At 66.8% G+C, this 18,764-nt stretch carries 20 protein-coding genes; 10 read left to right on the top strand and 10 right to left on the bottom strand.

Going from position 1 to position 18,764, the window contains the following annotated elements; all coding sequences use genetic code 11:
- Positions 1 to 118: 118 nt before the first annotated feature.
- Complete coding sequence (locus ACSUZC_RS12110) at positions 119 to 874, bottom strand: M23 family metallopeptidase (RefSeq protein WP_439028798.1); 756 nt, start codon at positions 872 to 874, stop codon at positions 119 to 121.
- A gap of 166 nt (positions 875 to 1,040) precedes the next feature.
- Here ACSUZC_RS12110 and ACSUZC_RS12115 point away from each other — a divergent pair, with 166 nt between their 5' ends.
- Positions 1,041 to 1,325 carry a hypothetical protein gene (locus ACSUZC_RS12115; RefSeq protein WP_439028799.1) on the top strand — a complete coding sequence of 95 codons (285 nt, stop codon included), beginning with the start codon at positions 1,041 to 1,043 and terminating at the stop codon, positions 1,323 to 1,325.
- Between the two features lie 7 nt (positions 1,326 to 1,332).
- Here the strand turns inward: ACSUZC_RS12115 and ACSUZC_RS12120 are convergent, their stop codons facing one another.
- Positions 1,333 to 1,938 carry a TetR/AcrR family transcriptional regulator gene (locus ACSUZC_RS12120; protein ID WP_439028800.1) on the bottom strand — a complete coding sequence of 202 codons (606 nt, stop codon included), beginning with the start codon at positions 1,936 to 1,938 and terminating at the stop codon, positions 1,333 to 1,335.
- Positions 1,939 to 2,299: 361 nt separating this feature from the next.
- Between ACSUZC_RS12120 and ACSUZC_RS12125 the strand changes: the two genes are divergently transcribed.
- The 5 genes from ACSUZC_RS12125 to ACSUZC_RS12145 all read left to right on the top strand — a co-directional run bounded on the left by ACSUZC_RS12125 (position 2,300) and on the right by ACSUZC_RS12145 (position 7,871).
- Positions 2,300 to 3,535 carry an ABC transporter substrate-binding protein gene (locus tag ACSUZC_RS12125; protein ID WP_439028801.1) on the top strand — a complete coding sequence of 412 codons (1,236 nt, stop codon included), beginning with the start codon at positions 2,300 to 2,302 and terminating at the stop codon, positions 3,533 to 3,535.
- A gap of 68 nt (positions 3,536 to 3,603) precedes the next feature.
- Entirely contained in the window at positions 3,604 to 6,402 is a 2,799-nt protein-coding gene (locus ACSUZC_RS12130; RefSeq protein ID WP_439028802.1) for an ABC transporter permease subunit, read from the top strand.
- Complete coding sequence (locus tag ACSUZC_RS12135) at positions 6,399 to 7,121, top strand: ABC transporter ATP-binding protein (protein WP_439028803.1); 723 nt, start codon at positions 6,399 to 6,401, stop codon at positions 7,119 to 7,121. Before ACSUZC_RS12130 ends, ACSUZC_RS12135 begins: the two co-directional genes overlap by 4 nt.
- A 31-nt stretch (positions 7,122 to 7,152) precedes the next feature.
- Positions 7,153 to 7,470 carry an ArsR/SmtB family transcription factor gene (locus ACSUZC_RS12140; protein WP_439028804.1) on the top strand — a complete coding sequence of 106 codons (318 nt, stop codon included), beginning with the start codon at positions 7,153 to 7,155 and terminating at the stop codon, positions 7,468 to 7,470.
- The gene (locus ACSUZC_RS12145; RefSeq protein WP_439028805.1) at positions 7,467 to 7,871 is read left to right on the top strand and encodes a VOC family protein; all 405 of its coding nucleotides are present in this window, start codon (positions 7,467 to 7,469) and stop codon (positions 7,869 to 7,871) included. Before ACSUZC_RS12140 ends, ACSUZC_RS12145 begins: the two co-directional genes overlap by 4 nt.
- Positions 7,872 to 7,887: 16 nt before the next feature.
- Here ACSUZC_RS12145 and ACSUZC_RS12150 read toward each other — a convergent pair whose 3' ends face one another.
- Positions 7,888 to 9,018, bottom strand: coding sequence for a DUF2235 domain-containing protein (locus ACSUZC_RS12150; RefSeq protein WP_439028806.1), 1,131 nt, complete (start codon positions 9,016 to 9,018; stop codon positions 7,888 to 7,890).
- 157 nt (positions 9,019 to 9,175) lie between these two features.
- Between ACSUZC_RS12150 and ACSUZC_RS12155 the strand changes: the two genes are divergently transcribed.
- The 4 genes from ACSUZC_RS12155 to fadD5 all read left to right on the top strand — a co-directional run bounded on the left by ACSUZC_RS12155 (position 9,176) and on the right by fadD5 (position 13,198).
- Positions 9,176 to 9,682, top strand: a complete 507-nt coding sequence (locus ACSUZC_RS12155; protein ID WP_439028807.1) for a M15 family metallopeptidase — start codon at positions 9,176 to 9,178, stop codon at positions 9,680 to 9,682.
- A gap of 103 nt (positions 9,683 to 9,785) precedes the next feature.
- Entirely contained in the window at positions 9,786 to 10,163 is a 378-nt protein-coding gene (locus ACSUZC_RS12160; RefSeq protein WP_439028808.1) for a YciI family protein, read from the top strand.
- The gene (locus ACSUZC_RS12165; RefSeq protein ID WP_439028809.1) at positions 10,160 to 11,395 is read left to right on the top strand and encodes an RNA polymerase sigma factor; all 1,236 of its coding nucleotides are present in this window, start codon (positions 10,160 to 10,162) and stop codon (positions 11,393 to 11,395) included. Before ACSUZC_RS12160 ends, ACSUZC_RS12165 begins: the two co-directional genes overlap by 4 nt.
- Before the next feature lie 198 nt (positions 11,396 to 11,593).
- Entirely contained in the window at positions 11,594 to 13,198 is a 1,605-nt protein-coding gene (gene fadD5, locus ACSUZC_RS12170) for a fatty-acid--CoA ligase FadD5 (RefSeq protein ID WP_439028810.1), read from the top strand.
- A gap of 24 nt (positions 13,199 to 13,222) precedes the next feature.
- Here the strand turns inward: fadD5 and ACSUZC_RS12175 are convergent, their stop codons facing one another.
- The 7 genes from ACSUZC_RS12175 to ACSUZC_RS12205 form a co-directional block, all read right to left on the bottom strand.
- On the bottom strand, positions 13,223 to 14,023 hold the full coding sequence (locus ACSUZC_RS12175; RefSeq protein ID WP_439028811.1) for a crotonase/enoyl-CoA hydratase family protein: 801 nt from the start codon (positions 14,021 to 14,023) through the stop codon (positions 13,223 to 13,225).
- Positions 14,024 to 14,026: 3 nt separating this feature from the next.
- Positions 14,027 to 14,731 carry a hypothetical protein gene (locus tag ACSUZC_RS12180; RefSeq protein ID WP_439028812.1) on the bottom strand — a complete coding sequence of 235 codons (705 nt, stop codon included), beginning with the start codon at positions 14,729 to 14,731 and terminating at the stop codon, positions 14,027 to 14,029.
- Between the two features lie 52 nt (positions 14,732 to 14,783).
- On the bottom strand, positions 14,784 to 15,905 hold the full coding sequence (locus tag ACSUZC_RS12185; protein ID WP_439028813.1) for an FAD-dependent oxidoreductase: 1,122 nt from the start codon (positions 15,903 to 15,905) through the stop codon (positions 14,784 to 14,786).
- On the bottom strand, positions 15,902 to 16,825 hold the full coding sequence (locus ACSUZC_RS12190; protein ID WP_439033104.1) for a DUF1295 domain-containing protein: 924 nt from the start codon (positions 16,823 to 16,825) through the stop codon (positions 15,902 to 15,904). The genes ACSUZC_RS12185 and ACSUZC_RS12190 overlap by 4 nt, the downstream gene beginning before the upstream one ends.
- Before the next feature lie 48 nt (positions 16,826 to 16,873).
- Positions 16,874 to 17,350: a glutathione peroxidase gene (locus ACSUZC_RS12195; protein ID WP_439028814.1), complete on the bottom strand. Its 477-nt coding sequence runs from the start codon at positions 17,348 to 17,350 to the stop codon at positions 16,874 to 16,876.
- An 83-nt stretch (positions 17,351 to 17,433) separates the two neighbouring features.
- Positions 17,434 to 18,150, bottom strand: coding sequence for an FAD-binding oxidoreductase (locus tag ACSUZC_RS12200; protein ID WP_439028815.1), 717 nt, complete (start codon positions 18,148 to 18,150; stop codon positions 17,434 to 17,436).
- Positions 18,147 to 18,743 (bottom strand): sulfite oxidase-like oxidoreductase, encoded by a 597-nt coding sequence (locus ACSUZC_RS12205; protein WP_439028816.1) that lies wholly within the window; start codon positions 18,741 to 18,743, stop codon positions 18,147 to 18,149. The genes ACSUZC_RS12200 and ACSUZC_RS12205 overlap by 4 nt, the downstream gene beginning before the upstream one ends.
- Positions 18,744 to 18,764: the final 21 nt, after the last annotated feature.

The raw sequence follows: 18,764 nt of genomic DNA on the forward strand, positions 1-18,764 counted from the left end.
CATGACACTCCGACGCCGATCGATCTTCGCGTTCCGAGCGGAGTCGGCAACCACTCGAAAATCAACGATCCCACCGACAATGCCGGTGGGATCGCTCTTCAGAACAGGCGAGCAACCGTCACGGATGAACGCCACGCTTGTTGAGCCAGGCCTGCGGGTTGATCTTGGTGCCGTTGGTGTCCCAGACCTCGTAGTGGAGGTGAGGACCGGTGGACTGGCCGCGGTTACCGACGGTCGCGATCTTTTGGCCGGCGCGGACTTTCTGGCCGGCGTGCACGAAGCTCTGGTCGACGTGTCCGAAGACGCCGACGGTGCCGTCGTCCTGCTTCACGCGGACCCACTGGCCGAAGCCAGAGGCGGGGCCGGACTCGAGGACGACGCCGTCGGTCACGGCGTAGATGGGGGTTCCGACTTTGTTGGCGATGTCGACTCCGTTGTGGTGGGTACCCCAGCGGGGGCCGTAGCCCGAGGTCACGGTGCCGCTGACCGGCTTCACTGCGTTTTTGATACCGGGGAGGCCGGGGTTGCCGGGGCCGAACACCGACGGCGGCAGGACGTCGCGAGCGAGGTCATTGATCTCGGGCGGCAGGACCAGGCCGGCCGGCAGCTTGACGTTGTCCGGCAGCGCGATCTTCGGCGCAGGCGGGGGAGCGGGCTGCGCCGTTGCCTGTGCGGCGGTCCCGGCCGTGAGGCCGACCGCGCCGACGAACGCGGCGAGAGCGCCCGTTCGCAGTGCGGTGCGGGTGGTGGAGCGCGAAGTGGCGCGATGCCGCCCGGGGCGCCGGTTATGCGACGTCGAGTCGAGCAGGGCGCGGGTCGAGGGCCGCGTCGAGTCGTGGGCGTTCAGTCGGTGTTGAGGCACAGCGTTGTCCATCTCAGGTTGGGTAACAGTTCGGTATCGGCAAGGACACGGCGACGTTACCCACACGCCCTTAAGCAGACCCTGAGAAGGCCGCGCCGGGCCTCAAAGAGTCGCAGCTCAGACGGCGCGGGAGACATGGGTCACTCAGGCGCATTCAGCGCCGTGGCACCGTGGAACCATGTCCGATCCCGAGTACACCCCTGACGGCCACCACATCGTCATCAACGGCCGGAAGTGGCGGGCGACGGATCCGCTCATCCCCGACGAGCGTCGGTCTGAACTGCAGTCGATCTTGATGGCGTGGCGTCGAGACGTGAAGCGCACCCGAGGTGCGCCCGAGTCGCGCGCGGGCGTCCAGGCGACCAAGGTTGCACTCGGGGAGCGCGGAACCCCGTGGTGGGAGCAGACCGAGGACGAGCGTCGCGAGAGGTGGGAAACCCACGTCGAGCGACCAGAAGACTGAAGCTCGCCTACCGCGGCAACAGCGACTCCGCCGCGTACCGTCCCGCGCGCTCAAAACTCTCGCCGATTTCGAAACTCGGGTCGATCTGCCAGTACCGCATGCTCGACACGTAGATCGCCGCGACCATCTGCGCCAAGAACTCCGGCGGGTGATCGGTGCGCACATCCTGCTGTTCGACGCCGCGCTCGATCAGACGCAGCACCTCCGACGTGAACACATGGCTGCGTTCGCCGAGCGTTCCCGACATCGATGAGATCCGCTCGATCTCGATCGTCACCGTGCGCATGTAGTCGGGGTCGGCCACCGACGATCGCGCGAAGTCCACGAACACCCCGACGACGCGGTCGTGAGTGCTCAGCGGCTTGTTCAGCATGGCGTCGACCACGTGCGAGAACGTCCCCATCAGCTGCGCATACAGGTCGGTGAGCAGGTCATCCTTGCTGGGGAAGTAGTTGAAGAACGTTGCCCGCGACACCTCGGCGCGTTCGGCGATGAGTTCCACCGTCGCCGCATTCCCGTCTGTCGCGAGCAGTTCGCGAGCCGCGGTCAGCAGTCGCTCTCGCGTCTGCTGCTTGTTGCGTTCGCGGCGGCCGACGGCCGGAGCTTCGGTCATTGGATGTGGCAGCCTTCCGTGCCGACGGACGTTCCCGATGACCAATTCTTGCATTCCCCTCCCAAACTTTGGATGGTCGTCTAACTTTTGCCTCTGAGTCCAGTGTGATCCAGCTCATGCAACGGGCGAAGTCACCAGAGTCGACCTCGGGGGGTCTTCCGGACGCCGGATTGACGGTTCGTGCCGCGGCATGCCCGGACTCCCGGCGCGCGGGACTCATTGCGCGACAGACTATTTCGAAACCGTTCAGCGACAACGGCGGCAGGGTTACAGTCGCCGGCAAGTCACCACATCCGACATTTCGGTCGCCCCTGGAGACGGGGTGGTCGGGAATGCCGGTGCCACGATCGAAGGGGATCGCATGAAATCACCCAGTGCACTCAGGCGTGTACTCCGGACCGCAACTGTGATCGGTTGCGCCGGGGTGCTCGCTCTCGGCGGTCTGACGGCGTGTGCCGACGACAGTTCGGAGAGCACGACCGCAGGCGAGACCAGCCAGCTGCCGAGCAACCCGGCAACCGGCGACCCGGTCAAGGTCGGTCTGATCGTCCCCGAGGGCGGCGCCGTGACCACCCCGATGGTCCGCGAGGGCAGCGAGGCGGCCGTGGAGTACCTGAACAAGAACGGCGGCGGCATCGGCGGCCATCAGATCGAGCTGGTCGTCTGCAAGCAGCAAGAAGAGCCCGCGTCGGCCACCAAGTGCGCGAATCAGATGGTGGAGCAGAAGGTTTCGGTTGTGGTCTCGCCGCTCGGCGCACAGGGTGCGGTCATGCTGCCGATCATCGCCGGTGCGAAGATCCCGTTCGTCGCGCAGGCCCCTGTCTCGCAAGCCGAGATGGCCACGCCCGGATCGTTCATGCTGTCCGGCGGAATCATCGCCGTCCTGGCGGGACAGGCCGCGACCGCAGCCAAGGACGGACTCAAGAAGGTCACGCTGATCATCGGCGATTCCGGTGACGCGGCCGCATCGGTACAGGCCTTGGGCGGTCCGATGTTCCAGCGCGCGGGCGTGACGCTGAAAGTCGTCACCGTCCCCGTGGGCGCCGCCGACCTGACGCCCCAGATCACCGCCGGCCTCGCCGACAACCCGGACGCGGTCAGCATCCTCGGCGACACCCGTCAGTGCATCTCGGTCCTCAAGACACTGCAGACCGTCGCACCAGACGCCACGAAGTACCTGATCGCGAGCTGCCTCGACAAGCCCGTCCTTGACGCCGTGGGCAACGAAGCCGTCTCCGGCGCAAAGGCGTTCACCACCGTCAACCTGAGCTCCGATGATCCCAGCGTCACCCAGTACCGAAGCGTGATGGCGCAGTACGCGCCGGACACCGATCCGGCCGGCCTCGCCTACATCGGCTACCAGGTCATGACCGCGCTCGGCGAATTGAACGGACTCGAGGGAACGGTCGACGCCCAGACGTTCACCACGGCGCTGTCACAGGCGAAGAACGTGCCGCTGCCCGCTGCGCCCGGAATCACCTTCACCTGCGACGGCAAGGCGTTCCCGCCCCTGACGTCCCTGTGCAGCAAGGCAATCCTGGTCAGCGACGTGTCTTCGGACGCCAAGCTCGAGAACACCGTCGTCACCAACAACTAGTTCCTCCACTGATCGGGGGTCGCGCCCGCGCGGCCCCCGATCACCGCACTTCCATGAGTGGGAGTTCCATGACCGACCATCTCGCATTCCTCGTTCTCGGGCTCGGCAACGGAGCGGTCTTCGCCGCACTCGGCCTCGCCCTGGTGATGACCTTCAAGAGTTCCGGTGTCGTCAACTTCGCCACCGGAGCTGTCGCTCTGTATGCCGCCTACACGTACGCGTTCCTGCGCGACGGCGAACTCCTCAACCCGATTCCCGGGTTCCCCTCGACGATCGACCTCGGCTCCGACGTGGGTGTCGCTGTGGCACTGCTCGTCTCAATGCTGATCGCTTCGATCCTCGGCGTGATCCTCTACCTAGTCGTGTTCCGCCCGATGCGTACGGCCCCCGCCCTGGCCAAAGCGGTCGCGGCGATCGGCGTCATGCTGGTCATCCAAGCGCTCATCGCACTTCGCGTCGGCGAGAACACCCCGAGCGTCGGTCCCATCTTCAAGGTCGACACCTTCACGATCGGCTCCAGCGCAGTGCCGACCGACCGTCTGCTGCTCGCCGTCGTCATCGTCGGCCTGGCGATCTGCGCTGGCCTCGTCCTGCGCTACACCCGATTCGGGGTGGCCACCGAAGCGGCTGCCGAATCCGAGAAGGGCGCCCTGGTCACCGGGCTCTCGCCGGACCGCATCGCGGTCACCAACTGGGCACTGTCGTCGGCCACCGCCGGACTCGGCGGCGTGCTGATCGCACCGATCGTGCCCCTCAACCCTGTTGCCTACACGATGTTCATCGTCCCGGCCCTCGCAGCGGCGCTCGTCGGCAACTTCACCGCGATCTCTGTGACGGTCGGCGCGGGCCTCGTCATCGGCATGCTGCAATCGGAAGCGACCAAACTGCAGGCAACCTGGGACTGGATGCCCGACGCTGGTGTCGCCGAGGCAGTCCCACTCATTCTCATCATCGGATTCCTGCTCATCCGCGGGCGTCCACTGCCCGGCCGAGGTGCGGTCACCCGCAACGACCTCGGTCGCTCGCCCCGACCCAACAGCATGCTCGTGCCCGGGCTCATCGGCGTCGCCGTCGCCGTCCTGGCACTGTTCGTCACCTCGGGGAGTCTGCGACTCGCCGTCATCGCTTCGATGATCTACGCGATCGTCGCACTGTCCCAGGTCGTCGTCACCGGGTATGCCGGACAGGTCTCGCTGGCACAGCTGACGCTCGCGGGAGTCGGCGCCTACGCACTCAGCAGGTTCACCGAGGATCTGAACCTGCCGTTCCCCGTCGCCCCGCTGCTGGCGGCATGCGCCGCGACGGTGGTCGGCGTCGTCGTCGGCCTTCCGGCTCTACGGGTCCGCGGTCTGCCCCTCATGGTCGCGACGCTGGCGCTCGCCGTCTTCTGTGAAGCGTTCTGGTTCCGGAATCCGTCACTCAACGGCGGACTCCAGGGCGCCCCGGTCGACGCGCCGTCGCTGTTCGGCATCGACCTCGGCATCGGCGCCGGCGAGGGCTACCCGCGGATCGCCTTCGGCATCACCTGTCTCGTCGTGCTCACCGCGGTGACCTACGGCGTGGCTGTCCTGCGCCGAAGCGGCCTGGGCGCTTCGATGCTGGCCGTGCGTGCCAACGAACGATCCGCTGCCGCAGCCGGGATCAACGTCGGCGCAACGAAACTAATTGCGTTCGCCATAGCATCGTTCATCGCCGGGCTCGGCGGTGCGCTGCTGGCGTATCAGCAGACCCTCGCCACGGCGGGCAGCTACGCCGTGTTCGCGGGCATCGGCCTGTTCGCCGTCATCTACGTCGCGGGCGTGACCTCGATCTCGGGAGCGATCCTCGCGGGCGTCATCGCTCCCGGCGGATTGATGTACTTCGTCGCAGACAAGTACGGATCCTTCGGCGACTACTACATGCTGATCAGCGGAATCCTGCTGGTGCTCACCGTCGTCACCAGCCCGGACGGCCTCATCGGGTACTTGCACAGGGTCCGGCTCCACGGCACTCGACGTGCACCGGCCGAAGACCGCGTCGGCGCGCCGGAACAGACTGGGCCCGCCACTCCACAGCCTCCCGAGAGGCGCGGTGACGGGGTTCTGCTGTCGGTTCGCGACGTCACGGTGCGCTACGGCGCGGTGACCGCCGTCAACGCCGTCGGCTTCGACGTGCGTGCCGGCGACATCGTCGGCCTGATCGGCCCCAACGGCGCCGGTAAGACGACCCTGATCGACGCCATCAGCGGATTCGCCACGGCCACCGGATCAGTGACCCTCGACGGAAAGACTCTCGACGGCCTCGCTCCGCATCGACGCAGCCGATCCCGACTGGGGCGCACCTTCCAGGACATCGAGCTCTACGGAGAACTGTCCGTGGCCGAGAACCTGGCGATCGCGGCACGTCGAGCACCGGGCGACACCGCCGACAATGTCGACACTGTTCTCCATATGCTCGACATCACCCACCTGAAAGAGGTTGCCGCAGCCGACCTCTCGCAGGGCCAACGGCAACTCGTCGCGGTGGCACGCGTGCTGGCCGCCCAACCCCGGATCGCGCTGCTCGACGAACCGGCCGCCGGACTGGACAGCACCGAGAGCCGTTGGTTGGGGGAGCGCCTCCGCGCCGCCAGGGCCCATGGGATGTCAATGCTTCTCGTCGACCACGACATGGATCTCGTGCTCAGCCTGTGCGATCGGGTGATCGTGCTCGACCTCGGCTCCGTCATCGCCGACGGCACGCCGGACGAGATCAGGCGGTCGCCGGCGGTCGTGAACGCATACCTCGGGACACCATCGTCGGCGACCGACGACGAGGAGCACGACGGAGGTCAGACGAAAAGCGTTCCGGCCGAACCGAATGCACAGTCGAAGGAGATGACGCCGTGACCGTCCTCGAGTGCCGAAACCTCGACGCCGGATACACTCGTGGCAAACCGTGCGTCCACGGACTCGAGTTGTCGGTGGCGCAAGGTGAGATCGTCGCGCTGCTGGGGCCCAACGGTGCTGGCAAGACGACGCTGCTCACGACACTCGCCGGCCTGCTCCCGCGTCTCGGCGGCGAGATCAGCCTCGCCGGACAGCAGGTCAAGTCCGGCAACGCCCGTGCCGCGGTGCGTGCCGGGCTGGTGCTGGTGCCAGACGACCGGTCGCTCTTCAAGCAGCTGACCACGCGACAAAATCTGCAGCTCGCCATCCGCCGACGTGGTTCAGCTCGGACCGTAGCCGTCGATCGCGTACTCGAGCACTTCCCGGCCTTGCGGGCCCGGTTGAAGGTGGCGGCCGGTGAACTGTCCGGCGGTGAGCAACAGATGCTGGCCATCGGCCGAGCCCTGCTGCAGCAACCCAAGGTGCTGCTCATCGACGAGCTGAGCATGGGTCTCGCACCCATCGTCGTCGAATCGATCCTGCCTGTACTCCGTGGTGTCGCCGACTCCGATGGCACCGCGGTCGTTCTCGTCGAACAACATGTTCGGTTGGCGCTCGGTATCGCCGACCGGGCGATCGTGCTCGTCCATGGCGAGGTCGCACTGACGGACTCCGCTGCGTCGCTCAGCAGCGACATCGGGCGTATCGAAGAGGCGTATCTGGGCAGAGCCCGGCGGTAGCCGCGGGCGTTGCGTCGCGCCGGGCGTTGACATGCAAGCAGCGACTTGCCTATTGTCAGGCGTGGCCGATGTGTTCCATGCACTGGATGATTCGACGAGGCGCGCGATCCTCGACGAACTCGTCGACCGTGACGGCCAGACGCTGTTCGAGATCTGTGGCCGGCTCACGTCCCGTCGTGGACTCGACCTGAGCCGCCAGGCGATCTCGCAGCATCTGGGCGTTCTGGAGTCGGCCGGCCTCATCCACACCGAGAAACGTGGACGTTCCAAGTTCCACTACTTCGACGCAACACCTCTCGCCGAGATCGCTGATCGGTGGCCGCCACATCCACAGAAGGACGCACCATGAAAATCACCCTCACGTCGATCTTCGTCGACGACCAGCGCAAAGCACATGACTTCTACACCGACGTCTTGGGATTCAGCGTCCGGCACGACATTCCGATGGGGGAGGACACCTGGTGGCTCACTGTTGTCTCCCCGGAGGATCCCGAGGGGACAGAGCTGCTGCTCGAACCCTCCGGTCATCCCGCGGTCAAGCCGTACCGGGACGCTCTCATCGAAGACGGTATTCCGCTGGCCCAGTTCTCTGTTGAGGATGCGCACGCAGAGTACGAGCGGTTGAAGCAGCTCGGTGTGGAGTTCACCCAGGGGCCCACCGACATCGGGCCGGCTGTCGTCGCCGTCTTCGACGACACGTGCGGCAACCTCATTCAGATCGCGTCACTGAAAGAGGCTCCCTCACAGTAACTTACGACGTCGCCTGTCAGGACGGGGCCGCGAGTGGCGGGATCTCGACAACCCGGTCGGGCACCTCGCCGGACTCCTGGACCAGCGTCACCCACCAGCCGATGTTGGGTGCCTTCTCCTTCCGTCCTCCGATGTCACCCTGCCAGCGGGTCAGCGCGGGCGCCGCGATGAACATCGGGGATGCCGGGTCCCGTACCACCTCGAGGAGTCGGGCTTGTCCACGATGGCGGACGACGTCGCCTCGCATGCGGAACGGGCCCAGCGCGAGCTTGACGGCGTTGACAACCGCATACACCGCGTTCATCGACCTGTTCGACGCATACTTCGGGGATGACGGATCGACGGGGTGGCGAACCGGGGTGAAGCGGTCGAAGTCGAACTGCAGTCCGGCGAGCGCTGCCTCGCGGACCATCCAGGCCAGGCTCAGCTCGGACGGTTCCGTGGTTCTGAGCCCACCGCCGATGTCGGAATGGACACCTTCGAACCAGACCTGCGCGACGTCGGTCACGTCGTTGCCTGCAGTGCTCCACACACAGGGGTCGAACGTCAGGCGGCGTTCGTCGATCGCAAGCGCCTGACGGGCCACGGCCACCTGGAGTCCGAGCTTGACGTCGTGGAACCTGTACCGCAGACGCGTGATCCCGGGTATGCCCAAGGCGCCCACGGTGTCGAACACCCCGATGAACCTCACCGGGACCTTGTCACCGGGCGTGTCCGGCGGCAGCTTCTCCGGCCCCGAGCGGTACAGGCGCAGAACTTTCTCGAACAGGTTCTCGGCGGGGTGGCCGGCGAGTTCGCGCGGGGTGACCAGACCGATGCGCCAGATCATGCCGACGAGACTGCGTGCCGTGTATGCGCCGCGGCTGAACCCGAAGACGAAGATGTCGTCGCCGGGCTCGTAGTTCAGCGCGAGGAAGCGGTACCCGTCGATCAGGTTCTTGTTCAGTCCGCGGCCGAACGCCCCGCCGAGGACCCGGTCCGACCACCCGGACCCCGTACCCACGCCGTTGACGTAGTGGACGAGCTGGACAGCACCGTCGTCGGCGGTCGTCTCGATCGCCCGGGCGATCTTCTCGACGTTGGAGATGAGCGGATCCTGCGACGACTTCCAGGTTCCGTCGCAGCAGACCACCAGGCGCTTCCTCATCTCGAGCCTCCACTGGTTTCGGTGCCACCACCTGGGTCGACGGTAACCCTCGCGGTGGGTTCGCGACACCGATGTCGGTTCTGCGGTTTACTGCGTTGGTGAGGTCCATGGCGGAGTGGTCGGTAGTGGTGAGGTGTTCACAGTGAGGTCTGGGTCGATGAGGGTTGGGTCAGTACGAGTACTTCGGACCGCAACCCTGTGTGCCGCCGTCGTCGGTGCGGTGATGCTGTCCGGCGCGACCACCCCGACCGCACACGCGGCGCCGTCGACCGCCGGCCTCGACCCCGTCCTGCGCACCGCATACGACCAGGCGTCGAACACCGCTCGTGCACAGGGCGTTCCGCTGTGGATCACATCCGGTACACGGTCCGATGCCGAGCAGCGCCAGCTGTGGCGCGACGCGATCGCGACCTACGGCAGTCCCGGCGCCGCACGCAGGTGGGTTCTGCCGGCCGAGGAGTCGCCCCACGTGCAAGGCAAAGCCGTCGACGTGGGCCCGCGCGAAGGCGCAGCCTGGCTCGAACGCACGGGAAGCCGCTGGGGACTGTGCCGCACATTCGCCAACGAGTGGTGGCACTTCGAGGTCGCCACCGTCCCCGGCGTCCCGTGCCCACCGATGTGGCCCGACGCCGCCGCGCGCGCCGACCGGCTCGCAACTCGGTAGCGAGCCGCCAGAAAGATGTGCCGCGGATGTCGAATGGCGGTCGGCACGGTCGTCATCACTGCACACGGGCCGACAGACGGTCTGATGAACAGGAGGTTCGACGATGCACTACTCACTGCTGTTGCACTACCCGGAGATGGACGCCTCGACCCTGGGTGAGGAGACCATGGCGCAGGGACAGGCGGCGTTCGCCGCGTACACCAGCGCACTGCAGGAGGCCGGCGTCCTGGTGACTGCCGAGGTGCTGCAGCACTCGGACGTCACGACGACGCTGCGCAAGGTCGATGGCCGACTGGTGGTGCAGGACGGGCCCTTCGCCGACACCAAGGAACAGCTCGGCGGGACCGTCGTCATCGACGTGGCCGATCTCGACGCGGCGATCGAGTGGGCACGCCAGGCGCCGCCGATCGAATGGGGGGTCGTAGAGATCCGCCCCGGCGCGACGTACACGGTCAACGGCTCCTGGACCCCGAACACGTGACTCGACGAGAAGCGCACACCGCCGCGGAACATGCTGCCCGCGAGTCGTACTCGCGGCTGGTGGCGCTTCTCGCCTCGTCGTCGGGTGATCTCGCCCTCGCCGAGGACGCCCTGGCGGTCGCGTTCGAACGGGCACTCGTCAGCTGGCCGTCGGACGGCGTGCCGGCCAACCCCGAGGGCTGGCTGCTCACTGTGGCCCGCAATCAGCAACGTGACGTGTGGAAGTCGTCGGCATGTCGGACATCGACGGTCCTCGACGACACCCTCTCTTGCGGAGCGATGGCCGTGACCCCATTCGACGACGTCGATCTCGACGCCATACCCGACAAGCGACTCGAGTTGATGTTCGCGTGCGCTCATCCGGCGATCGACGCGGCAGTACGGACGCCGCTGATGATGCAGACGGTCCTCGGCTTCGAAGCCGCCGACATAGCGGAGATCTTCGTCGTCGCGCCGGAAGCGATGTCGCAGCGGCTGGTCCGGGCCAAGCGCCGCATCCGCGACGCCCGCATACCGTTCGTCATCCCTGACCGTGGTGCGATGCCCGAACGTCTGCCCGCCGTCCTGGAAGCGGTGTACGGATGTTTCGCCAAGGCCTGGAACGATGAGGACGGCACGAATCCCGATGTCGCCGAATCGATGGCGGGGGAGTCGCTGTACCTGTCCGTGACACTCGCATCGTTGCTCGACGAACCGGAGGCGTGGGGGCTGGCGGCGTTGATCGCACTGTCTCTGTCCCGCGCACCGTCGCGAACCGGCCCGTTCGTACCACTTGACGAACAGGACCCGCAGTCCTGGGATGCGGCGCTCATCCGCGACGGCGAGGCGATGCTCCGGCGGGCCGCATCGGTCGGCCGGCCGCGCGGACGTTTCCAGCTCGAGGCCGCGATGCAGTCGGTGCACGCCGATCGCGCGCGGACCGAGGTCGTCGATTGGGCTGCGCTGCAGACCCTGTCGGCCGCCTTGCTCGACATCGCCCCCACGCTCGGTGCTCGCACCGCTCATGCCGCGATCGTCGGACGTTCGACGTCGGCGGCCGACGGACTCACACTGTTGGATGGGCTGGATGCCGACCCCGCCGTCGCCGACTTCGCACCCTTCCACGCGGCGCGCGCGGACCTGCTCGTCCGGTTGGGCGATGGCGAGGCGGCGCGGGAGCACTTCGAGCGTGCTGCTGCACTGACGCGTGATGAGCGAATGCGGGACCATCTCCGACGACGCGCCGCCGAGTAGCTGTGAGGGGCGGCGTAAGGCTCGGCGATTCAATGTGACCGGCTTTACCGCGGCATCCACAGTGACGACCAAACGGCGTGAACGCCTGAATCTGGCAACGCGGACGACCTAATGTGTGTGACGCAGGGCACAACAGTGCCGGGGCCCGCGTTCGGGTCGTTCACAACGGTCGAGTCCGCTCGACGATGGGAGGCAGTCATGACTGCAAGTGCCGAGGTCACCAACAACGTGACCACCGAGCCGTACCGCTCGCGACGCAATCACTGGAACAACCAGGTGCGCCGGCACGCGATGATGACCCCGGACAAGACCGCCATCACCTATCTGGACAAGCACACCACCTGGAAAGAACTCGATGACCGGTCTCACGCGTTCGGTGCGGCGTTGCACCGCCGGGGGGTGCGGTTCGGCGACCGCGTCCTGATGGCCCTGCTCAATCGCACCGAGTACATCGAGGCGATTCTGGGTGCCACACTCATCGGCGCGATCCCGGTCCCGGTGAACATCCGCATGAGTCCGGCTGAGGTTGCCTACCTGGTGACCGACAGTGGCGCGCGGGTGGTCGTGACAGAGAAGCTCCTGGCGCCACTCGCCGACGCGGTGAGCACCTCCACCGGCGGGATCGACACCATCATCGTCGTCGACGGCAGTGACAACGAAGCGCACCTCGACTTCGAGGACCTGCTCGCCGAAGACGCCTCGGATCTGCCCGAGATCGACGTTCCGGAAGAGACCGTTGCCGCGATCATGTACACATCCGGCACGACCGGTAAGCCCAAGGGCGCCATGCTCACCCACCAGAATTTCCAGGCGCAGGCGGTGACCACGATGGCCACCACCAACGGGCAGTCCGACGACGTGGCGTCGATCGTGCCGCCGCTGTTCCACATCGCCGGTATCGGCGGGTTCGCGCCCATCTTCTATCGCGGGGTCCGTGCGGTGCTGCATCCGCTCGGCGCCTTCGATCCGGACACCATGCTCGACACTCTCGAACGCGAGGGCGTCACATCGGTCTTCATGGTGCCCGCACAGTGGCAGGCCGTCAGCGCAGCGCAGAAGGCGCGGCCCCGGAACCTCAAGTTGCGGACCATGAGCTGGGGTGCGGCCCCGGCGTCCGACACCGTCCTGAACGCCATGAACGAGTCGTTCCCCGGGGCGTCCAACATGACGGCGTTCGGCCAGACCGAGATGTCACCGGTGACCACCATCCTCGAAGGCAAGGACGCGCTCCGCAAACTCGGCTCCATCGGCAAGGTGGTACCCGCGGTGACCGCGCGGATCGTCGACCCGCTGATGAACGACGTGAAACCCGGCGAGGTCGGGGAGATCGTCTACCGCGGACCCAACATGATGATCGGGTACTGGAACAAGCCCGAAGCCACGGCAGAAGCCTTCCGCGGTGGGTGGTTCCATTCGGGCGACCTCGTGCGCGAGGACGAAGAAGGCTTCCTCTACGTCGTCGACCGCGCCAAGGACATGATCATCTCCGGCGGTGAGAACATCTACTGCGCCGAGGTGGAGAACGTCCTCTACGGTCACCCCAGCGTCACCGAGGCCGCAGTCATCGGCCGCGCGGACGAGAAATGGGGCGAGGTCCCCGTCGCCGTGGTCGTGCTCGCCGAGGGTGTCGACGACCTCACCCTGGCGGAGATGGAGCCCTACCTCAACGAGAATCTCGCGCGCTTCAAGCATCCGAAAGACATCGTGATCATCGACGAGCTGCCGCGCAACGCCGGCGGCAAGGTCGTCAAGCCCCGATTGCGAGAGGCATACGGCAGCAAGGACGCCGGCCTGTCGGACTGACCGGCACGGCGTCCTCGGCAGCGGTCACTCCGGGTCGGCGAAGCGCGGCTCGCGTCGCGCCATCCCGGCGTGTACCGCTTCCATCTGGTTCGGCGACCCCATCAGCTCGACCTGCAGTTCGCTCTCGAGCATCAGCGCCGCCGCGGGGTCCGTTCCCGCCCAGGACTCGTCATAGAGCTTCTTGGCCGCCCGGACCGCGTGCGGCGACTTCGCAGCGATCTCGTGTGCGAGTTCGAGTGCGGCGGAGAGGGGATCGTCGACGACCCGCGTCACCAGACCGAGCCGCTGGGCTTCGGCTCCGTCGACGACGCGACCGGTGAACGTGAGTTCCTTGGCGACGTCGGCGGGGAGGAGCCGCGGCAGGGTCTGCGTGATCCCCATGTCGGGGACCAGACCCCACTTGACCTCCATGATGGACAGTCGGGCGTCGGGGGTCGCGTACCGGATGTCGGCGCCCAGTGCGATCTGCAGCCCGCCGCCGAAGCAGTTGCCGGTGATCGCGGCAATGACGGGTGCCGGGACACGGCCCCAATCGAGCGACACCCGTTGCGCGTGATTCCCGAGCACTCCGGGTTCGCGTTCCAGCAGGGAGCTCACGCCGCCACCCTGACCCAGGCTCGACACATCGAGCCCCGAACAGAAACTCTTGCCTGCTCCGTGGACGACCACGGCGCGGACGCGCGCATCGGCTGCCAGGGTGCCCGTGACCTCGATCAGCGCCTCGAACATCGCCGGGTCCAGCGCGTTGTGCTTCTCGGGCCGGTTGAGCGTCGCGGTGGCGACCCCCGTGTCGTCGATGTCGACCAGGATTCGCTGCTCGGTCACGTGTCATCGCCCTTCGGTCGTCGGGGGGTGCTTGATCGCGCTGAGCTGGCGACCGCGCCTGCGGTAGCGCCAGATGAAATAACCGACGCCGACGGCGAGGAGCAGGCCGATGATCACACCCCAGGCGGTCGCCGCCCGGAACCCGGGTGCTTCGACGTCGAAAATGCGCTCACCGGCGTGGGCGCCGTTGCCTCCGCCGGCGACCACCGTCAGCGTGAGGAGATTGGGGACGGCCACGACCACCCCGAGGACCGCGAACGCGATCGTCGGGACGTTCTTCATCCGACCGCGATTCACGAACGACCACATGAAGAAGAGGATCGGGACGAACGTACAGACGATCCCGAGAACGAGACCGGTCGCGATCCCGCGTCCGAACGATCCCTCGACGCGGCGTCCGATCTGACCGGCCCACCAGCGAGGGAGGAACGCTTCCAAGATGAAGTAGGTGACCACCAGCAAGGCGGCGATGACGAGGCCGATCACGACCTTCTTCACCACCGAGTTCGCTCGTTCGCCGACAGTCGGTTTCGTCGTCGGCTCCGCCACCCCGGGGGTTCCCGAAGGCGACGCGGCCGGCGGCATCGAGTCGTGGTGGGATCCCGTCGGGGGTACCGATCCGGGGCCGGATGCCGGTGGTGTCGCCCCCGGCCCGCCCGGTTGCCCGGCTTGTCCGCCTGGATACGAAGAGAACTGATCGTTGCCCATGCGCCGAGTGTAGGCGTGGCCGGCGAGCCGAATGTCTGAAAAGTCGGCGAGTTCAGTCAGTGTTGCGGATTCCGCCATAGATGCCCCGCCGCACGATCCACGGCTGCAGGATCGAGTCGACCGACCAGGCCGGAAAGCGGAACGGGCGCCCGTTGGGTGCGAACACCTGCAACCCGTCGGCCTGCACACCCAGGACCGAACCCCATCGACGACGAGGTGGTTCGTAGCGCCGCGCGCGGTGAGGGTGCCCGGTGAGATCGGCGCGGATGTTGTGGGCGAGCAGCCGATCCGCCCGATTGCGGGCCGAGCTGCGGAGGGCATCGGTGGCGGCGACATCGCCGACCGCGTACACGTGATCGTGCTCCGGAACACGCAATTCCGGTGTGACGCGGACGAATCCAGCCGGGTCGAGAATCTCGGCGGGCAGCCATTCGGTGTTCGGCGTGACGCGTCCGATCGCCCACAGCACGGCATCGGCATCCACCGGCGGCTGCCCGGTGGAGAAACTCACCGGTCCCGCGGTGATCTCGTCACACGCGAAACCGTCGGGTACCACGGCACGGTGGCCGCCGTGGACGTCGACACCGAGCCGGCGCAGACGTTTGTGCACGTCGGCCCAGGTACGCGGATGATGCTGCGGCAGGGCACGTTCACCGGGGTGGTACAGGGCGATGTGTTTGTCCGGCCAGGTCGCGGCGAGGTTGGCGGCCGCGCTCACCGCCGCGGCGCCGCCGCCGATCACGACGACGCCGGCGGATTCCGCGAATCGTCGGTGCACGGAGCGTAGTTCGGCGTCGACGCCGTCGATCGTCTGCACACCCGGCTGACGCCAGAAGCCGTTGCGGACGCCCGTCGAGATGACCAATGCGTCGTAGTGCTCGATCCGTTCGGAGCCGGACGCCTCGCGGACCGTGACCGTCCGGTCCATGAGGTCGGCAGCCGTGAGCGTGCCGTGCACGGTGCGGACCCCGTCGAGACGGCGAAAGCGTCCGAACGGAATGCGGTAGTCCCGGACCCAATCATCGGGGCGGCTGATGCGCATGCCGAGTTCCTGACCGCTGACCAGGGCCGGCTTCGACGAGATCCCGACGATGTCGAACCGGCGAGCGAGGTGTGTCGCCGTGAGGAGACCGGAGTCGCCGAGACCGGCGATGGCGACTCGCGGTCGATTCACGCCGTCGCCTGACCCGGTGGATGAGCGCCTGGGTGCGAGGGGCTGGTCCGGGACCGGGGCGGACGGGGGACGAAGCGTGACACCCGGTCGATGACTTGCTGGTAGTCCGGGCGCCGCTCGAGGCTGCGCTTCTCCATCATCGGGATGCTGGCCCCGAGGAACATCGCGAGCATGAGTACCGCGCCGACGAACAGCCACCACCAGTCACCGGGTGAGGCGGCCAGTCCGAACAGGGCCATGGACACCCAGAACAGCACCTCGCCGAAGTAGTTCGGATGACGGGACCAGGACCACAGACCGGTGTCGAGCACCGCCCCCGGCTCACGTCGGGCGACGAAGCGGCGCAACTGACCGTCGGCGATGTACTCGAGCGCCACAGCTGCGAGCCCGACGACGGCGGCAATCACCGTCAGCCACACCAAAGTCCCACCGGTGTGCGTCACCGCGACGTACACCGGGATCATGCCGAGGAACACCTGGATGGTGGGGAAGACGTGGATGGCGAGCAGGTCGACGACGAGCTCGGCGCGACCGGCACCGGACTTCAGCATCGGGTACCGCCAGTCCTCGTGGTGCAGACCGGGCCAACCTATCGCCCAGTTCGCGGTCAGCCGGATCGCCCACGCTGCGACGACGATCGCGACGACCCAGCAGTGCACCGCACCGATGCCTGCGTCGCCCGCCGCCCACCAGTACACGAGCAGAGCGGGCGGGATGACACTCCAATAAGCGTCGTACAGACTCGAATTCGAGTACACCCGGCTGAAGACGAAGATCACCAGCGTCGCCAGCAGATCGGCGACAAGGGTGTCGAGCCACAGACGGCCGGTGTCCGGGCCCCACGCCAGCCACGCGCCGGCGACGCCGAACGCCACCACGTAGGCGACGATCACGCGCACGAACGAACCTGTCCTGCTCACCGCGGCGGTCGTGGTCACGGACGCGTCCCTCCTACCCGGTTCGACATCTCAGAGCTGCTCTTCGATCGGACCGGCGAGCTTCTCCGGTTTCGTCGTGGGAGCGAACCGCGCGACGACCGCCCCGTCTCGTCCGATCAGGAACTTGGTGAAGTTCCACTTGATCCGGCCGCCCAGGACGCCGGACTTCTGATCGCGCAACCACACGAACAGCGGGTGCGCCTCGGGGCCGTTCACGTTGACCTTGGCGAACATCGGGAACGAGACGTCGTAGGTCAGCGAGCAGAAGTTCTTGATCTCCTCCTCGTCACCGGGCTCCTGGTGCCCGAACTGATCGCAAGGGAATCCCAGCACGCGTAATCCCTTGTCGGCGTAGTCGCGATGCAATTCCTCGAGGCCACGGTATTGCGGTGTGAAGCCGCACTGGGACGCGGTGTTCACGATGAGCAGGGGACTGCCCTGGAATGCCGAGAGGTCGACGGTGTTCCCGTCGATCCCGGTCGCGGCGAAGTCGTACGCAGAGGTCATGGTCGATACGCTACGTGCCGATCAAGCACTTACTTGGGAAATTCGGCGAAAGCGGACAGCGTGCCTGCCGAACCCCGGACACCTCATTCGCCGAAGCGCTCGGTACGGATTCGGGCGCGGTCGTGGCCTGCTTCGACCATCCATTGAGCGCAGTTCTCGACGAACCGGTTCGGCCCGCAGATGAAGACGGTGGGGTCGCGAGCCGGATCCATCGTGAGCGCGGCCAACTCTGCGGCGGACAGGCGCCCCGCCGGCCGCGGTGACCCGTCGGGAGCGACACGCGTGTGGATCAGATGGACATCCATCCGGTGGTGTTCGGTCAGGAGCGCGATCTCGTCGCGGTAGTACACGCGTTCCGGACTTCGCACCGAGTACACCAGTGAGAACGGCGTGTGTGGCGCCTCGACCTCCCGCGCGCGGATCATCGACATCAACGGCGCGATCCCCGAACCGCCGCCGATCAGCTGGACCGGACGGTCGTCGCCCGACGGCCAGGTGAAGAAGAATCCGTGGGGGTCGCTGATCTCGAGTGGGTCACCGGCCTCGACGACGTCGACGAGGTAGGGCGACACCTCGCCGTCCTCGAGCCGCTCGACAGTCACCTCGACCGACCTGGTCTCGCGGACATCGGACAGCGAGTAGGCACGTGCGGTCGAGTATCCGTCCTCGGCGGTCAACCGGATGTCGATGTGCTGACCGGGCAGTGCGTGGAGGGGTTCGGGCAAGGCCAGGCGCAAGGTCCGGGCCGACGGCGTGATGTCGACGACAGAGGTCACCGTCGTGAGATGCCACGTGGTCACGAGTACCGCTGTTCCTGCCAGGGGTCCCCGTACATGTGGTATCCCCGTTCCTCCCAGAAACCGGGGGCGTCTTCGGTCATGAAGCGTAGGCGGCGAACCCATTTGGCGCTCTTCCAGAAGTACAGGTGGGGCACAAGCAGGCGCGCCGGCCCGCCGTGCTCGGCGGCGAGCGGCTCACCGTCGTAGGTGTCGGCGATCCAGCCGCGTCCGCCGATGAGGTCGGCGAGCGGCACGTTGGTGGTGTACCCGCCGTGACAGTGGGCCATCACATACGGTGCCGGTTCCCACGGGAGCGCATCGAGCAGCGTGTCGAACGACACCCCGCGCCACCGGGTATCGAACTTCGACCATCGTGTGACGCAATGGATGTCGGTGGACACCTCGTCGTGCCGCAGGTCCTGGAACTGCTCCCAGGTGAAGGTCGCCGCGCGGTGGTCGGTCGACTGCACCGCGAGCTTCCATGTGTCGACGGACACCGACGGGGTCGGCTCGGCCGAGAGCACGGGAAAGTCGAGAGTCGTGTATTGGCCGGGAGGGAGACGCCGGGCGTCGCGGTCGCGCCGCCCCACGAATCCTCGGTTGACGATCGCCATGGTCGCGAAGTCTACGCGCAC

Source organism: Gordonia terrae (genome assembly GCF_051789125.1).
Taxonomy (GTDB): Bacteria; Actinomycetota; Actinomycetes; order Mycobacteriales; family Mycobacteriaceae; genus Gordonia; species Gordonia terrae_A.

What these genes read in the sequence shown, in the direction of transcription:
- ACSUZC_RS12150 (WP_439028806.1), bottom strand. Translation starts at nt 9,018, where the DNA reads ATGAGGAAGCGCCTGGTGGTCTGCTGCGACGGAACCTGGAAGTCGTCG.
- ACSUZC_RS12145 (WP_439028805.1), top strand. Translation starts at nt 7,467, where the DNA reads ATGAAAATCACCCTCACGTCGATCTTCGTCGACGACCAGCGCAAAGCA.
- ACSUZC_RS12120 (WP_439028800.1), bottom strand. Translation starts at nt 1,938, where the DNA reads ATGACCGAAGCTCCGGCCGTCGGCCGCCGCGAACGCAACAAGCAGCAG.
- ACSUZC_RS12160 (WP_439028808.1), top strand. Translation starts at nt 9,786, where the DNA reads ATGCACTACTCACTGCTGTTGCACTACCCGGAGATGGACGCCTCGACC.
- fadD5 (WP_439028810.1), top strand. Translation starts at nt 11,594, where the DNA reads ATGACTGCAAGTGCCGAGGTCACCAACAACGTGACCACCGAGCCGTAC.
- ACSUZC_RS12110 (WP_439028798.1), bottom strand. Translation starts at nt 874, where the DNA reads ATGGACAACGCTGTGCCTCAACACCGACTGAACGCCCACGACTCGACG.
- ACSUZC_RS12125 (WP_439028801.1), top strand. Translation starts at nt 2,300, where the DNA reads ATGAAATCACCCAGTGCACTCAGGCGTGTACTCCGGACCGCAACTGTG.
- ACSUZC_RS12115 (WP_439028799.1), top strand. Translation starts at nt 1,041, where the DNA reads ATGTCCGATCCCGAGTACACCCCTGACGGCCACCACATCGTCATCAAC.
- ACSUZC_RS12205 (WP_439028816.1), bottom strand. Translation starts at nt 18,743, where the DNA reads ATGGCGATCGTCAACCGAGGATTCGTGGGGCGGCGCGACCGCGACGCC.
- ACSUZC_RS12195 (WP_439028814.1), bottom strand. Translation starts at nt 17,350, where the DNA reads ATGACCTCTGCGTACGACTTCGCCGCGACCGGGATCGACGGGAACACC.
- ACSUZC_RS12130 (WP_439028802.1), top strand. Translation starts at nt 3,604, where the DNA reads ATGACCGACCATCTCGCATTCCTCGTTCTCGGGCTCGGCAACGGAGCG.
- ACSUZC_RS12180 (WP_439028812.1), bottom strand. Translation starts at nt 14,731, where the DNA reads ATGGGCAACGATCAGTTCTCTTCGTATCCAGGCGGACAAGCCGGGCAA.
- ACSUZC_RS12140 (WP_439028804.1), top strand. Translation starts at nt 7,153, where the DNA reads ATGCAAGCAGCGACTTGCCTATTGTCAGGCGTGGCCGATGTGTTCCAT.
- ACSUZC_RS12155 (WP_439028807.1), top strand. Translation starts at nt 9,176, where the DNA reads ATGAGGGTTGGGTCAGTACGAGTACTTCGGACCGCAACCCTGTGTGCC.